The sequence below is a fragment of the Methylobacterium phyllosphaerae genome, assembly GCF_001936175.1.
Lineage (GTDB): Bacteria > Pseudomonadota > Alphaproteobacteria > Rhizobiales > Beijerinckiaceae > Methylobacterium > Methylobacterium fujisawaense.
Genome location: NZ_CP015367.1, coordinates 1781557 through 1796263, shown reverse-complemented (window position 1 = coordinate 1796263; position 14707 = coordinate 1781557). Strand labels below are relative to the sequence as shown.

Genomic DNA, 14707 nt, shown 5'->3' with positions numbered 1-14707 from the left:
GCTATAGGGCGAGCCGGCACATTCAACTGCCAGTAGACGAACGGCGCGACCTCTCCGTGAAGTCGCGCCGGTCCTGTCATGATCTGCGGGGATGATCGGCGCTTGGCGCGGCCGGTCATCCCATCCGACGAACGGCGCGATCCGCCGATCCCGGCGGCAGCGCTGCGGCCGCCATCCCGGCCGAGACCGGATCGGCGCCGGCGGTCTTCGCGCTGGCTGCCTTCGCCGGCAGGACGGTGGGCACAGGCACCGGCGTTCCCGGTCCGGTGGCGACCGGTGCAGAGGCCGATGCAGAGGACAGTGCAGAGGCCGACGGGGCGACCGATCCGGGGACGGGCGCAGAGGGGCGCGTCGCGGCCGGGACGAGGGCCGGGGCGGTCGACTCCGCTTCCGGCTCCACCGCGGGTGCGGCGGCCAGGGTGTTCGGCGGCTCGCGCCACGTGAAGGCGTCGAGGCGCCCGGTCACCGGCGAGACCGGCGCCCAGGTTTCGGTGGCGATGCCGTCGGCGATCCAGACGCGGTCGCGCGGGGCGCGGGCGGCCCGGGCCAGCCACTCGCGGGCCTGGCCGGAGGCGGCGCCGTGTTCGGCCTCCTCGATGGCCGCCATCATCAGGCAGGCGCGGGCGGTCGGCCGGTCGGTGAGCAGGGGCTTCACGGCCTCGCGGGCCCGCTTGTAATCCCGCGCGTCGAGGGCGGCCTGCCCCAGGGCGAGCCGGGATTCCGGATCCCAGACGGACAGCTTCGCCAGGACCTCGGCGCGGGCGAGACGGTCGCGGACCGAATCGCCGGGCCGCAGCCCGAGATAGACCTTGGCGAGGTCGGGATGGGGATTGGCCTTCCAGGCCGCCTCGACGATCCGGGCCGCCTTCTTGACGTCGCCGCGGCGGGCGAGGAGGCGTCCGGCGATGCAGGCCGCCGGGACGAGATCGGGGGCGAGCTTGACCGCCTGCAGGATGCGCTCCGCGGCGAGTTCCGGCTCGCCGGCCTCGCGCTCGCCGGCGATCGCGGTCAGCAGCACGGCCCGCTGCCGCCGGGCGGTGGCCTTGTCGATCAGGCCGAGGGACGAGCGGCGCTCGATGGTCTCCAGGGCGGCGGCCCAGTCGCCGTCGGCGCTCTGCGCCTCGAGCAGGGCCTCGTTGGCCCAGGTGACGCTCGGGGCGAGGCGGGCGGCCTCGGTGGCGTAGGCGCGGGCGGCCGTCTCGTCCTCCCGGCGCCGGGCCTCCACGAACAGGCCGCGCAGGCCCAGGACCCGGGTCTCGGGATCGTCGACCATGCGCTGGAAGGCGCTTTCGGCGGCGTCCCGGTCGCCGGAGATCTGCGCGGCCTGGGCCTTGAGCAGCAGGGTCAGCGGCTCGGTGCCGAGGAGCCGCTCGGCGTCGCCCGCGAAGCGGCGGGCCGCCAGGGGATCGCCCGAGCCCACCGCCACCATGCCGCGGGAGAGGGCGGAGAGGCCCTTGGCGCGGCGCCGCTCGGCGGAGCCGCGGACCAGGGCCTCCGGCAGGCCGATGACGCCGCGCACGATCGCCCAGAGCACGCCCAGGACGATCGCCGCCGCGATCACGCCGACGAGGGCGACCGCGAGGCTGGTGCCGATCTGGTAGCCGTTCCAGACGACGGTGACGGTACCGGGCCTGTCGGCGATCCAGACCGCTCCGAAGGCGGCGAGTGCGAGCAGGGCCAGGAAGGCGAGGGCGCGCCACATGGGGTCAGTGTCTCCTGTCGGCGGCCGGCTGGCGGCCGTCGCGGGGGGCGGGAGGAGCGGGGCGCCTGCGCGTCCGCTCGGAGAGGGTGCGGCCGCGCAGGGCGCGGATCGGGTCCGTCACCGGACTAGCGCCCGGGGGCGGCCTGGGCCGGTTGGGCGGCGCCGACCGGCAGGGCCTTGAAGGCGCTGTCGAGGAGGGTGCGCACGGCCTGCTCGGCCTCGGCCCGGGCCTTCAGCTTGGCACCGAAATCGCCGGCCGGCTCCTGGGCCTCGGCCGGGAGCGCCGCGAAGGCCGCCGAGGCCGCCGTCAGGTCGCCGCGGTCGAGGGCAGCCTGGACCTTGCCCTCCGGAGCGTCGGAAGCCTCGGGGGCGGGCGCGTCGGCCTTGCGGATCTGCACGAGACCGTCGGCCATGCTGAGGAGCTTGGAGCGGAAATCCCCGGTCTCGGCGGCGCTCTTGGCCCGCTGCGCCTGCCGCTTGGCCGCGATCCGCTCGGCGATCGGCCGGAACGTGTCGGCGAGATCCGCCGCCGAGGGTGCGCCGCTCTCGGCGAAGGGGGCGAGGGCCTTGGCCTGCGCTTCAGTGCCCGAATCGAGCTTGCGCAGGGTCGCCAGCGGCTCCGCATAGGCCGTGCCGGATTCCAGGGCGGCCGCCACGCGATCGGCGACCACGACCCGGAGTGCTGCCTGGACGGTGCTGGCCTCGGCGCGCTGCGCCACGCTCTTGTCCAGCGCTGCGATCTGATCGGCCTGCTCCTGCAGACGCCGATCCACCGCCTTCGCGGACTCGGCGGCCTGGGTCTGCCCCGCCTCGGCGGCGGTGCGGCTCGCCTGGGCGGCGGCCTGGACCGCCTCCGTGGCCGCCTTCACCCGCGCGTCGAGGGCCTGTTGCAGCGCGTCGAGGCGTTGACCGAGCGCCGCGTCGGCCTCGGCATTCGCCTTGGTCTTCTGCTCCACCTCGCCCTGCAGCGCCGCGATCTTCCGGGATGCGTCCTCGGCCGCCCCCTTGTCGCCGCCAGCGTCCTCCACCGCCTTCAGGCGGGTCTCGAGATCGGCGATCTGCTTCGCGTTGTCCTGGACCACGCCGAGCTTCGCGCCCGCCGACTGGTCCCGGCCCGGCTCCTGGCCGGGCTCCTCCTGAAGCGCGGCGACGCGCTGGTCGAGGTTGTCGAGGCGGGCGACGAGATCCGGCGGCACGGCCGGCGCCGCACCGGAGGCCTGGCCGTCCGTCGCGGCCGCCGGCGCCGCGCCGGCCTTGTCTAGGGCCTGCTTGGCGCTCGATTCCGCGGTGGCGACGCGCTTGTCGAGGGCCGCCAGCGCATCGCGCGGGGCCAGCCCGTCAAGGCGCTTGTCAAGGGACGCGATCTGGCTGGAAAGCCGTTGGTCCAGGGCGTTCAGGCGCGGATCGGGACCGATCCCGGCCTTCTCGGCACCGAACAGCAGGCCGGCGCCGATCACGCCGCCAAGCAGCCCGGCAGCGGCGATCGATCCGAACCCGGCCCGCGCCCGGGCAGACGATCCAGCCGCAGGTCTGGCCGGATCGACGGAGGCCGCCGCGGGGATCGGCCCCTTCGGCGACTCCTTGCCATCCCTCGGGGCATCCTTGGAGGCATCCTTGAAGGTGTCCTTGGCCGCATCCTTGCCGGCCGACGGCGGATCGGAGATGCGCTTGGCCTTGAGGTCGATGATCGGACCGGCCGTCACCGCACTGGCGGCCGCCGGACCCGCGGCACCCGAAGCGGGACCGCTCGGACGGGGACCGCCCTGGGGGCCGGTGCCGGGCTGGGCGGCCTTCGGATCGGCCGTCGCCCCGGTGGCCGCCGACGCGGTGGCGGAGGCCGTCGACGACGATGCCGTTGCCGACGACGAGGTGGTCGTGCCCGGCTTCGTCTCGAACCTGTCGGACCCAGCCTTGAGCGCATCGGGCTTAGCGCCGGGCGGCTGGGCGGCCGGGCCGGACGTCGGCTTCAGGCCGTCGGTACCGGGCCCCGGCTTGACGCCGTCGGGGCGGGCGTCGCTCGTGCCGGGCTTGGCGGACACGACGGGCTCGGTCGCCGGCTTGGGCGGTGTTCCGAGCGGGGATCCCTGCGGTCCCTTTACGGTCTCGGCCGGACCCGAAACACTCGGCTTCGCACCGGCGGCGGTGGACGCCGAGGATGTCGAGGCCGACACCGAGGCGGTGGACGCCGATGTCGCGGGCGACCGGGACGCGCCCCCGGGCGGCAGGGACGATCCGGGCTTGCCGGGCGCGGCGTCCGGCTTCCGACCGCCGGGACCGGGCTTGTCGGCGTCGCTGGGTGGTGGCGTCACGGGCAAGTCCTCCAACTCTTCGGCGTCGCCGCGCCCCCCTAGCACCGCGGCGGCGCCGGGCGCGAGGGCGAGATATGGCGGCCCGGCCTCCCTGTCACCGCACGGCTAACCCGGTGGCGGCGCCAGGGCGTCGAGCAGATCCGCTTCGCGCGGGCGTGTCGCGACGAAATGGACCGGAACACCGGCGGCTTCCAGGGGGGCCGCGACATCCGACGATAGGCAGTAATGCCCCAGGCGGCGGAAAGCTCCGCCATGACCCGATCCATCCGCGAGGGCGAGGGCGACGGCGGCGCTGCGCCGGGAATAGTGAAGGGCGGCTTCGAGGCGTCCCGCGGCGAGCTCGAGGGCCACCGCCTGCGGGAGCGTCCGCAGCGCCTCGGCCCGGTAGGCGACGAAGGTGGTGATCCGGAACCCCGCGGCCATCAGCGTTGCCGCCGGCTCCGGCTTTCGCTCGGCCCCGGTCGCGTGGAGAAGGGATTCGCCGGGCGCCAGGGCATCCGCCACCAGCGCGGCGAGGCCGGCGGCATCGCCCGGCCCCTCGCGCACGGGACCGAGGCCGGCCGCGCGTGCCAGCGCAGCCGTCCGCGCACCGACGGCGAAGACCGGGAGACCGCGCAGGGGCGGCGCGTCCCGGATCGCCGGCACCGCGTTGGCGCTGGTCAGGAGCAGGGCGGCGAAGGGTCCCGCGGGCGGTGCCGCCGCGGTCGGCCGCACCGCCAGAACGGGCGCGACGAGCGGCGCGTGGCCCTGCGCCGCCAGGGCCGCTCCGGTCCGTGTCGCCCCCGGCTCGGGCCGTGCCACCCAGATGCGCACGGGCTAGGTGTCCAGCGAGAGGCGGACGCCGTGCTGCGCGGTGCCGCCGGGGGCGAGCAGACGCTGCGAATCGCGCTCGGCGAGGTCGCCCGCGAAATCCGACCAGTCGGCGTAGCCGGTCCAGCATTCCAGCGATAGGAATGGCGCGGTGGGCTTGGTCCAGACCGCCAGATGGGGAAAATCCGCCATCTCCATGCGGATCGCCCGTCCGGGGCCGGTGAAGCGCATCCAGCGGCTGCGGGCGTTCCGGAACACGAAGGCCTCGGTGAAGAGCGCCGGATCGAGGGGCAGCGTGTCCCCGGCGAGGGGGATCGGCTGCTCGTCGCGCAGCAGCAGGCCGCCCGGGCCGACCTGGGGCGCGAAGGGCCGCTCCGCCTGCTCGAAGGTCACCGCGTAGCCGCCGTCCCGGGCGCGGGTGCCCCCCGCGAAGGGCCACGGGAAGGCCGGGTGGAAGCCGAGGGCGTAGGGCAGGGGGACGTCGCCGGGATTGGCGACGGTCACGTCGAAGTCGAGACCCGCCGGACGGACCCGCGCGGTGATATCGAGGCGGAACGCGAAGGGATAATGCGCCCGCGTCTCGGGCCCGTCGGTCAGGCGCAGGGTCACCGCGTCGGCGCTCCGGTCGACCAGCGCGAAGGGCAGGTCGCGGGCGAAGCCGTGCTGGGCCATCGGGTAGCGCTCCGACCCGACCGTCACGTGCCCGCCCGCAGAGGCGCCGACGACCGGGAAGAGCCAGGGCGCGTGCCGGTTCCAGTGCTCGGGATCGCCGCTCCAGAGATACTCGGTCCCGCCGACCCGCCAGGAGACCGGCTCGGCCCCGTGCGTCGCGAGGGTCGCGGTTGTGCCGTCCGGTGCGGTCAGCTCGATGCGCGTGGTCACGGTGCTCTCCCGGTCTGCCTCGGAGAGCCGAGGTAACGGAGGCGGGGCCGGACGCAAGGGGCCAGCAAGGGGCGGCTCACGCCGCCGTGCCGAGCCCCGGCAGGACCGCCTCGGGCGGCCCGGAGGCGACGATCCGGCCCGCCTCCAGCACGTGGACCGCGTCGGCGCCCTCCAGGGTCGACAGCCGGTGGGCGATCAGGATCAGCGTCCGCCGGCCCGACAGGGCGCGGAGTGCCCGCATCACGGCCGCCTGCGTCTCGTCGTCGAGGGCGGAGGTCGCCTCGTCGAACACGATGACGTCCGGGTCGTGGTAGAGCGCCCGGGCGATGCCGATGCGCTGGCGCTGGCCGCCGGACAGCCGCGCCCCGCGCTCGCCGACCCGCTCCGCGTAGCCGTGGGGCAGGGCGGCGACGAAGTCGTGGGCGCCGGCGAGCCGCGCCGCCCGCTCGACGGCGGCGAGGTCCGGCGCGTCGAGGCCCAGGGCGATGTTCTCCGCCACGGTGCCGTCCACCAGGAACACCTCCTGCGGGACGTAGCCGATCCGATTCTGCCAAGCGGGCAGGGTCCCGGCATCGAGGGGGCGGCCGTCCACGGTGATCTGCCCGGCGGTCGGGCTCAGGACGCCGAGGATCAGTCCGGCGAGCGTCGACTTGCCCGAGCCGGTGCGCCCGGCGAGGCCGACCGTGGTGTTGACCGGGATCGTCAGGTCGATCCCGGCGAGGGCCGGACGCCCGGTGCCGTAATCGAAGCCGAGACCCTCGAGCCGGATCGCCCGGGCGAAGGGCAGCCTGTCCGCGGTGCGGGGCAGGGGCTCCCGCTCGTCGGCGAGCTCGTCGACGATGACCCGCACCGCCGGCAGGGTGAAGCGCATCAGCGCCACCGAGGTGAAGATGTTCTGGAAGGCCGGCAGCATGCGGTAGCCCGCAAAGGCGAACAGGCCGAGGAGCGGCAGGATCCCGGCGACGTCGAGCCCCTGGGCGAGCGCGAACAGCACCACCACGATCACCCCGCCGAAAGCCAGGGCCTCGATGACGAAGCGCGGCATCTGGCCGGTGAGCTGGCTCGCCGCGGTGGCGAGGGCGTAGGCCCGGGCCGGGGCGTCGAACCGAGAGGCGAACGCCTCCGCGCGCCCGTAGAGCTTCAGCTCGGTGAGCGCCCCGAAGGTCTCCTGCACGATCCGGAAGCGGGCCTCGTTGTCGGCGACGGTGCGGCTGCCCAGCCGGGCGAGCCGGGCGCGCATCACGAGGTAGATCCCGACATAGAGTCCGCCGAAGCCGCCCCCGAGGATCAGCGCGAGCTGCGGCGCGTAGGCCAGCAGGAAGGCGATCACCGCGAGCGCCGAACTCGCCCGCGAGGCGAGCACCGTGGCGGGCGTCAGCGCGCCGATCACCAGCCGGTCGGTCTCCGAGAGCACGTTCTTGGCAAGCTCGGCGCTGTTGGCTTTCGCGAAGAACAGCCGCTCCCGGTCGAGGTAGCGGAACAGCAGCCGCCGGCTGAAGCCGTAGCCGGCCAGATGGGTGAACCGGAGCTGCGCGTAGGTCAGCCCGGCATTCACCAGCGCGGTGACGAGGATCGCGGTAAGCGCCGCGCCGCCGGTGACCAGCAGGAAGCTGCGCTCGTCGGTCAGGCCGAGGACGCTCCGGGCCTGGGCCAGATAGGGGACCCGGGTCGCCGCCGACGGATCCCCGACCAGCGTCAGGAACGGGATCACCGCGGCGACGCCCACGACCTCCAGCAGCGCCGCCACCGCGAGCCCGAGAGCGATCAGGGCGAGGCGCCGCCGGTCGGCGGCCCGCATGGCCCGGACGAGGTCGATCAGCGCGCGCATGGCGTCGCGGGTGTCAGCGGGACGGCTCGCATGGTCGGCCGGGCTTAAGCGCGCCGTCCCGGCCTGTCCACGCCGGGGCTCAGCCGAGCTTCTTGAGGGCGCCGAGATCCACGTCGCCGTCCTGGCTGGTGAAGGTCAGGGTCTTGGCGGTCCCGTCCGCCTGCGCGACGCCGCCGATCCGGTGGTCGCCGCTGTCGTAGGTCGAGACCTGCCCGTCGCGGTCGATCAGCAGGCGGCGCTTGTCGGGGAAGAAGGCATATTTCATCCCGTTCTGCGCGCCGCTGGTCGCGGGCTCGCCGAGATCCTTCGGCCACCAGGGCTCCATGCCCTTCATCGGTTCCATGGGCTTCATGGGTTCCATAGGCTTCATCGGTTCCATCGGCTTCATCGGTTCCATGGCGCGCACCTCCTGCCGGTCGAGAGACAGGAGGACGCGGCAGGAGAGGAAGGGTTGCATGCGTCCCGCCCGCCGCGGCGGACCTCACAGCGGCGGGAGGCCCGGCGCCGGCCGCTTGCGCACCTGACCGTCGAAGCCGACATGGAGCTGCTGCTCGCGCCCGTCCCGGTCCTTGGCGGCCACCTCCAGATGACGCGGACCGCGGCCCGTGACCCGCACGTCGCTGTAGCCCGCCGCCTGGACCGATGCGGTCAGGGCGGCGGTGTCGAGCTTCGGCCCGAGACCGAGCCGGTCCTTGGCCCAGTCCAGGCTCCCCGTCGGCGGACCGCCCGCCGGCCCGAGCAGCAGCGTGCGCCCGTCCCCGTGGGTCAGGATCCGGGCATGCAGGAAGCCGGTCTCGAAACGGCCCTGCACCGTCACGGTCTCGCCCTTGGCGACGAGGCCGCCGTCCTCGCCCTCGCGACCCGTCTCCACGAGCGCGCGCCCGGTCCCGTCCTGCACCACGAACTTGTTGCCGAAGATCTCCGCGACCTCGCCCTTGATGGCCGTCGCGCCCGAGGGGGCCAGGGCCTGGATCGCCACCGGCGCGACCGGCGTCGGCTGGAACGGCGTTCCCTGCGCCAGGGACAGGCCGACGGCGCCGAGCGCCAGCGGCAGCGCCACCGCGCCGACCACCCAGGTCCGTCGCGGGATCGCCTTCGACGCCGGCGCGGCGGCTTCGGGCTCGCGGATCTCCCGCGCGGTCCCGTCGATGGTCTTGTCGTCGCTCATGATCTCATCCTCTGAAAGGGTCCGGATCCGCTCGATCCGATGCCCCTTCGTAGGGCGCCGCCGGCAATCCGGTCTGAACCGCGCGGTTCAGGCCCGGTTAAACGCGCCGCCCTAGAGCGCCTCGTGTGGAACCCGTGCGCGTTCAAAGGCTTGGCAGCGGGCGCTGATGCGGGCCGGCAGCTCGGCGCCCGCGTGGCCGTCCCGGCGGCCCAGGTGAGACAACGGCCCTAAGTCCTGGCGGCGGCAGGGTTCGCGGCCGCGGCCGCGGGTGAAATCAGCCGGATGCCCGGCGCATCGCTCCGGCGGCGGTCGAAACCGGCCATCGGGGTCCAGACGGGGAGATCAGACGCGTGAAGATCCTGCTGGTGGAGGACGACGCGGCCCTCGCGGCGGAGGTCGCCAAGGTCCTGCGCGCCGAGAATTTCGTGCTCGACCACGCCGCCACCGGCGAGGACGCCCAGCATCTCGGCGAGACCGAGGGCTACGATGCCGTCGTGCTCGATCTCGGCCTGCCGAAGGGCGACGGCGTCTCGGTGCTGCGGGCCTGGCGCGGGGCCGGGCGGACCCTCCCGGTGCTGGTTCTCACCGCCCGGGACGGCTGGAGCGACAAGGTCGCGGCCTTCAAGGCGGGGGCGGACGATTACCTCGTCAAGCCGGTCCGGGTGGAGGAGCTGGTGATCCGCCTGCGCGCCCTCGTCCGCCGGTCCCAGGGCGGCGGGGCGAGCCGGATCACCTGCGGCCCCCTGAGCTTCGATCCGGGGCTCGGCGCCTTCGAGCACGAGGGCCTGCCGCTCAAGCTCACCGGCCTGGAATGGCGGGTCCTCTCCTGCCTGATGCTGAACCGCGAGACCGTGGTGCCGCGCCTGCACCTGATCGAGCGGGTCTACGAGGGCGACGCGGACGTGGACTCGAACTCCGTCGAGGTGATCATCACGCGGCTGCGCCGGAAGATCGCGCCGGCCCGGATCGAGAGCGTGCGCGGCCACGGCTACCGCCTGCACGCGGAGCCCGCCTGATGGCGGAGGCGACGCAGCGGCGCTCGCTCCGCACACGCCTGCTGACCGCGGCCCTGGTGCTGGTGCTGGCCGCCCTGGTGGTGGCGGGCCTCGCCATCGGGGTCATCCTGCACCGGTTCGTTCGCGGGCAGCTCGACGGCCGCCTCGACGCGCAGATCGTGGCCCTGCGCGCGGGACTCGAGGCCGGGATCCTCCCGCAGACGCTCGACGCACCACCCTTCGACCGGCCCGGCCCCGGCTGGGCCTGGGAGGTGCGCCGGGGACCCGAGACGATCCGCTCCGGCTCCCTGCGGGGCGGCGACATCCGCCTGTCCGACCCCGGTCCGGACGACGATCCGGGCCGGCCGCATCCGGCATCCGGCACGGGGCCGCACGGCGAGCCCCTCATCGCCCGGGTGCTGGTCGTGCCAGGGCCCGAGCCCGCGACGATCGTGGCGGCGGCGCCGGAGGGAGAACTGCGCGGGCCGCTGCGCGAGGCGCTGACCAGCCTCGCCGTGGCGCTGGGCATCCTCGGCCTGTGCCTGCTCGCCGGTCTGGCGGTCCAGGTGCGCCTCGGCCTCGCGCCGCTGACACGCCTGCGCGCGGACCTCGCGTCGGTCCGGGCGGGGCGGCGCGAGCGCGTTCCGGCGGACCAGCCCGCCGAGATCGCGCCGGTGGTGGCGGAACTCAACGCCCTCCTCGATCAGAACGCGCAGAACCTGGAACGCGCCCGCGGCCACGTCGCCAACCTCGCCCACGCCCTCAAGACGCCGCTCGCCACCCTGTCGATGGCGCTCGCGGAGCCTGCCCGCGACCCGGACGGGGCCCTGCGCCGGCAGGTGGACGACATGGACCGGCGGGTGCGGCACCACCTCCGGCGCGCCCGGGCCGCGGCCCTGGCGGGATCGGCCCGGGGGCGCACGGCCCTGGCGCCCCGGCTCTCGGACCTGCGGGCTGCGCTCACCCGCATCTATGCCGAGAAGGGCGTGGCGATCGACCTCGACGTCCCGGAGGCCCTGTCGGTCCCCTGCGAGGGCCAGGATCTCGACGAGATGCTCGGCAACCTCGTGGACAATGCCTGCCGCTGGTGCCGGAGCCGCGTGCGGGTCTCCGCGACGGCGCGCGACGGCGGTGTGTCCCTGTCGGTGGAGGATGACGGGCCCGGCCTCGACCCGGCGGCGGCCTCCGCCGTCATGGCGCGGGGCCGCCGCCTCGACGAGGGCGTGCCGGGCCACGGCTTCGGGCTGCCGATCACCCTGGAACTCGCCGAGCTGTACGGCGGCGGCCTGAGCCTCGGACGGTCCGAACTCGGCGGCCTGCGGGCGGACCTGGTTCTCCCGGCCTGACCGGGAACGCTCAGCCCAGCGCCTCCCGCAGGATCGGGCGGATCCGCGGATCGGCGCAATGGGCGACGTTGAAGCGCATGTAGCCGTTCCAGGCATCCGACAGGCTGAACGAGGTTCCCGGCGCCAGCACCATGCCGCGGGCGAGCGCCCGGCGGGCGACATCGGCCCCGTCGCGCCCGTCCGGCAGCCGCATCCACAGGAAGAAGCCGCCCCGGGGCTGCGCCCAGGTTTCCAGGCCGCAGGCGCGCAGCTCCGCGGCGGCCTGCACCATCGCGCCGGCGAGCCGGCGGCGGGTCTCGGCGAGGTGCCGCCGGTAGGCGCCCTCGGTGATGAGCGCATGGACCAGCGCGGCCGTGATGTGTCCGTTGCCGAGGCTGAGGGCCAGCTTGAGATCGACCAGCGGCTCGACCCAGTCGGCCCGGAGCGCGATCCAGCCGCAGCGCGCCGCCGCCGACAGGGTCTTGGAGAAGCTGCCGATCTGGATCACCCGCTCCAGCCCGTCGAAGCCCGCGAGCCGCGGGGCCGCCTCGGGTTCGAGGTCGCCGAAGATCTCGTCCTCCACGATCAGCGTGTCGTGGGCCTCGCACAGCTTCAGCAGGCGGTGCGCCACGGTCGGCGCGAGGCTCGCCCCCGTCGGGTTCTGGAGGGCGGCGTTGGTCAGGTAGAAGCGCGGCCGGTGCTGCTCCAGCAGGGTCGCGAGCGCCCGCAGGTCGGGCCCCTCCGGCGTGATCGGCACGCCGACCACCGCGACGCGCTGCGCGCGCAGCAGCGCCAGGAAGTTGAAATAGCAGGGATCGTCCACCAGCACGGTGTCGCCGGGCTGGAGCAGGAAGCGGCAGACAAGGTCCAGCGCCTGCGTGGCCGATTCGACCAGCACGATCTGGTCCGGCTCGGCGCCGACACCCTTCTCGCCGATCTTGCGGGCGATCTGGTGGCGCAGGGGCGCGTAGCCCAGGGGCCGGTCGTAATTGGTCATCTCGGCGAGGTCGGCCCGGGCCACCCGGCGCAAGCCCCGGCGGATCGCCTCGTGGGGCATCCAGGAATCGGGCAACCAGCCGGCCCCGGGTTTCAGCTGATCCGAGCCGGCCTGCTGCGCCTGCCGGGTGATCCAGAGCGGGTCGACGATCCGGTCGAGCCGCGGCCCCATCGCCTGGAGCGAGAGCGGCCGCGTCTTGCCGGCGACGTAGAAGCCCGAGCCCGGCCGCGCCACTACGGCGCCCTCGGCGGCGAGGCGCTCGTAGGCTTCCACGACCGTGGATTTCGAGACGCCCATCGTCTCCGCAAAGGCCCGCACCGACGGGATCCGCACGCCCGGAACCAGCCGCCGCGCCGCGATCCGTTCCCGGATCTCGCCGACCACGGCCTCGACGCGCGTCCCGGGACTTCTGACTGCGACCGCCATCCGTACTGCTCTTTCGTCCGGACAATTCTTCGGAACCGTACCGAAGTGTTCCTGTCGCCGCCAGCCCCGCGGCGCCAGGATCGCCCCGCCCCGGAACGATGGAGGAGGGGATCCATGAACCCGTGCATGACCGAAACCGCCACCCTCGAGGCCCGGACCGGGCGGCTCGCCCGGATGGCCGGAACCGTCCTCGCCCTCGCCGCCGAGATTCGCGCCGGCCTGTCGCGGGCGGCCATGAACCGCCGCGTGCTCCACCGCCTGTCGACCCTGTCGGACCGGGAGCTGAAGGATATCGGGCTGACGCGCCAGGACGTGGCGGATGCCTGCGTTCCGGGCACCGGCGACGCGATCCATCGGCTGATCGGCCGCCGCGACGAGCGCCGCCAGGCACGGGGGGCGGCGCGGCGGTGGTGACGCGGCCGCGTGCGGCGTAGGATCCGCCCATGACGCTGCGCGACGGGCTCGCCGCAATCCTGGTGGTCACGATCCTCGGGCTGGCCTTCGTGGCCATCAAGGCCGGCCTCGAGACGGTGCCGCCGCTGATGCTGTGTGCCCTGCGCTTCGGCTTCGCGGCCCTGCCGGCGGCGCTGGTGATCCGGCCGCCCCGGGCCCCCATGGCCCTGGTGGCCGGATTCGGGCTCGCCCTCGGGGTCGGCCAGTTCGGGCTGCTCATGACCGCCATCCGCTTCGGGATGCCGGCCGGGCTGTCGTCGCTGCTGATCCAGGTCCAGGTGCCGCTCACCGTGGCACTCGCCTGGGCGGTGCAGAAGGAGCGCCCGCGCGGCCTTCAGGTGGTGGGGGGCGGGATCGCGCTCCTCGGTGTCGCCGCGGTGGCGCTCGAACGGAGCGCGGGCGCCCCGCCGGGCCCATTGCTTCTGGTCGTCGGCGCGGCCCTGTCCTGGGCCTGCGCGAACGTCATCGTGAAGCGGATCGGCCGGGTCGACATGCTGGCGCTGATGGTCTGGGGCAGCCTCGCCACCACGCCGCCGCTGCTGATCCTGTCGCTGATTATCGAGGGACCGGGCGCCCTGGCGGCGCTGGCACATCCGAATTGGGCGGCGGTCGGATCGGTCGCGTTCCAGGCTTACCCGACGACGCTCCTCGCCTTCGGCCTCTGGAACGGGCTCCTGACCCGCTACCCGGCGGCCGCGGTGACGCCCTTCGCCCTGCTGGTGCCGGTGGCCGGCATCCTGAGCACACATCTCGTCCTGGGCGAGCCGCTGAGCGCCGACATCCTGGTCGGTGGCAGCCTCATCCTGGTCGGGATCGCGTTGAGTCTCAGGGGCGGCCGGTCCGCCGTCCGGTCCTCGGGGCGGGACGCCCTCGGCCCCGCGGCGGATGCTCCGCAGCCCTGACGTCAAAGTCGCGCCGCACGCGCCGCGAAGACCTGCCGATCATGGCAAGCGTCGTCGCTCTTGCGAGATCGAACCGACAAATGTTGAAGAAGGGACGTGGCGCGGGCGACGGGGCTCGAACCCGCGACCTCCGGCGTGACAGGCCGGCACTCTAACCAACTGAGCTACGCCCGCACGGCGTGGTCGCTTCGGAGGGGGCGTTTTGCCCGGCGACGGGGCGGGGTTTATGGGGCGCTTCGGGCCCTGTCAAGCGCATCCGGCGCGGATTCGCATGCGCGTCGCCTGAGGAACGCGGCGAGGCACCCCGACTCGGGGCCTGCGCGCTTCCGCCGTGTTGCGCCAGCGCCGCGCAAGCCCATCTTGGATATGACTGACAAGACGGCTGACAGCGCGCTTTGTGCGACGCGACAAGCCATTGTCACGGGCCGGCGGCTCGACTAAGCCTCCGGCCGCGCGCATCCTGGCATAAGAACAATTCCACGGGCGGATCCGGGTCGGCGTCGCACCGCGGTTTCACTCCTCTCGCGAGGCCCTGGCATGACCGGATTGTTGGCGGATTACCTGCCGCTCATCGTGTTCATCGGCGTGGCGCTGTTCATCGCCACCGCGCTGCTGGTCGTCCCCTTCCTGGTCGCCTTCAAGAGCCCCGATCCCGAGAAGCTTTCGGCCTACGAGTGCGGCTTCAACGCGTTCGACGACGCCCGCATGAAGTTCGACGTGCGCTTCTACCTTGTCGCCATCCTGTTCATCATCTTCGACCTTGAGGTCGCGTTCCTCTTCCCCTGGGCGATCACCTTCGGGGATCTGGGCTGGTTCGGCTTCTGGTCGATGATCGTCTTCCTGGGCGTGTTGACCGTCGGCTTCGTCTACGAGTGGCGCAAGGGCGCCCTCGAATGGGATTGATGCCCCG

The 14707-nt window shown here is 73.9% G+C and carries 14 protein-coding genes and 1 tRNA gene; 6 read left to right on the top strand and 9 right to left on the bottom strand.

Annotated elements, in window-relative coordinates; translation table 11 throughout:
* Nucleotides 1-115: 115 nt before the first annotated feature.
* Together MCBMB27_RS07900 and MCBMB27_RS07895 are read right to left on the bottom strand one after the other, a co-directional pair.
* A complete protein-coding gene (locus tag MCBMB27_RS07900) occupies nt 116-1702 on the bottom strand; it encodes a heme biosynthesis protein HemY (protein WP_075380184.1) in 1587 nt (528 codons plus the stop codon).
* A gap of 125 nt (nt 1703-1827) precedes the next feature.
* Entirely contained in the window at nt 1828-3405 is a 1578-nt protein-coding gene (locus MCBMB27_RS07895) for a translation initiation factor 2 (RefSeq protein WP_236952931.1), read from the bottom strand.
* Between MCBMB27_RS07895 and MCBMB27_RS30540 the strand changes: the two genes are divergently transcribed.
* Nucleotides 3386-4120, top strand: a complete 735-nt coding sequence (locus MCBMB27_RS30540) for a hypothetical protein (protein ID WP_236952930.1) — start codon at nt 3386-3388, stop codon at nt 4118-4120. The genes MCBMB27_RS07895 and MCBMB27_RS30540 overlap by 20 nt on opposite strands.
* On the opposite strand, the gene MCBMB27_RS07890 is transcribed toward MCBMB27_RS30540, so the two are convergent.
* The 5 genes from MCBMB27_RS07890 to MCBMB27_RS07870 form a co-directional block, all read right to left on the bottom strand.
* Nucleotides 4117-4824 (bottom strand): uroporphyrinogen-III synthase, encoded by a 708-nt coding sequence (locus MCBMB27_RS07890; protein ID WP_043352694.1) that lies wholly within the window; start codon nt 4822-4824, stop codon nt 4117-4119. The two genes, MCBMB27_RS30540 and MCBMB27_RS07890, sit on opposite strands and share 4 nt — an antisense overlap.
* Nucleotides 4825-4827: 3 nt before the next feature.
* Nucleotides 4828-5703, bottom strand: a complete 876-nt coding sequence (locus tag MCBMB27_RS07885; protein ID WP_075380182.1) for an aldose 1-epimerase family protein — start codon at nt 5701-5703, stop codon at nt 4828-4830.
* Nucleotides 5704-5779: 76 nt separating this feature from the next.
* On the bottom strand, nt 5780-7531 hold the full coding sequence (locus tag MCBMB27_RS07880; protein ID WP_075380181.1) for an ABC transporter ATP-binding protein: 1752 nt from the start codon (nt 7529-7531) through the stop codon (nt 5780-5782).
* 79 nt (nt 7532-7610) lie between these two features.
* A complete protein-coding gene (locus MCBMB27_RS07875; protein ID WP_236952929.1) occupies nt 7611-7988 on the bottom strand; it encodes a hypothetical protein in 378 nt (125 codons plus the stop codon).
* 24 nt (nt 7989-8012) lie between these two features.
* Nucleotides 8013-8699 (bottom strand): DNA-binding protein, encoded by a 687-nt coding sequence (locus MCBMB27_RS07870; RefSeq protein ID WP_043356205.1) that lies wholly within the window; start codon nt 8697-8699, stop codon nt 8013-8015.
* 350 nt (nt 8700-9049) lie between these two features.
* Here MCBMB27_RS07870 and MCBMB27_RS07865 point away from each other — a divergent pair, with 350 nt between their 5' ends.
* Together MCBMB27_RS07865 and MCBMB27_RS07860 are read left to right on the top strand one after the other, a co-directional pair.
* The gene (locus tag MCBMB27_RS07865; RefSeq protein WP_043381882.1) at nt 9050-9715 is read left to right on the top strand and encodes a response regulator transcription factor; all 666 of its coding nucleotides are present in this window, start codon (nt 9050-9052) and stop codon (nt 9713-9715) included.
* Nucleotides 9715-11040, top strand: coding sequence for a sensor histidine kinase (locus tag MCBMB27_RS07860; RefSeq protein ID WP_075380180.1), 1326 nt, complete (start codon nt 9715-9717; stop codon nt 11038-11040). Before MCBMB27_RS07865 ends, MCBMB27_RS07860 begins: the two co-directional genes overlap by 1 nt.
* A 10-nt stretch (nt 11041-11050) precedes the next feature.
* Here MCBMB27_RS07860 and MCBMB27_RS07855 read toward each other — a convergent pair whose 3' ends face one another.
* Complete coding sequence (locus MCBMB27_RS07855) at nt 11051-12442, bottom strand: aminotransferase-like domain-containing protein (protein ID WP_043381887.1); 1392 nt, start codon at nt 12440-12442, stop codon at nt 11051-11053.
* 126 nt (nt 12443-12568) lie between these two features.
* Here MCBMB27_RS07855 and MCBMB27_RS07850 point away from each other — a divergent pair, with 126 nt between their 5' ends.
* On the top strand, nt 12569-12856 hold the full coding sequence (locus MCBMB27_RS07850) for a DUF1127 domain-containing protein (RefSeq protein WP_342030099.1): 288 nt from the start codon (nt 12569-12571) through the stop codon (nt 12854-12856).
* 29 nt (nt 12857-12885) lie between these two features.
* The gene (locus MCBMB27_RS07845) at nt 12886-13797 is read left to right on the top strand and encodes an EamA family transporter (protein ID WP_075380178.1); all 912 of its coding nucleotides are present in this window, start codon (nt 12886-12888) and stop codon (nt 13795-13797) included.
* A 97-nt stretch (nt 13798-13894) separates the two neighbouring features.
* Here MCBMB27_RS07845 and MCBMB27_RS07840 read toward each other — a convergent pair.
* Nucleotides 13895-13971: transfer RNA gene (locus tag MCBMB27_RS07840), tRNA-Asp, on the bottom strand.
* A gap of 363 nt (nt 13972-14334) precedes the next feature.
* On the opposite strand from MCBMB27_RS07840, the gene MCBMB27_RS07835 reads away from it, so the two are divergent.
* A complete protein-coding gene (locus tag MCBMB27_RS07835; protein WP_007560754.1) occupies nt 14335-14700 on the top strand; it encodes an NADH-quinone oxidoreductase subunit A in 366 nt (121 codons plus the stop codon).
* The last annotated feature ends 7 nt before the right edge of the window (nt 14701-14707 follow it).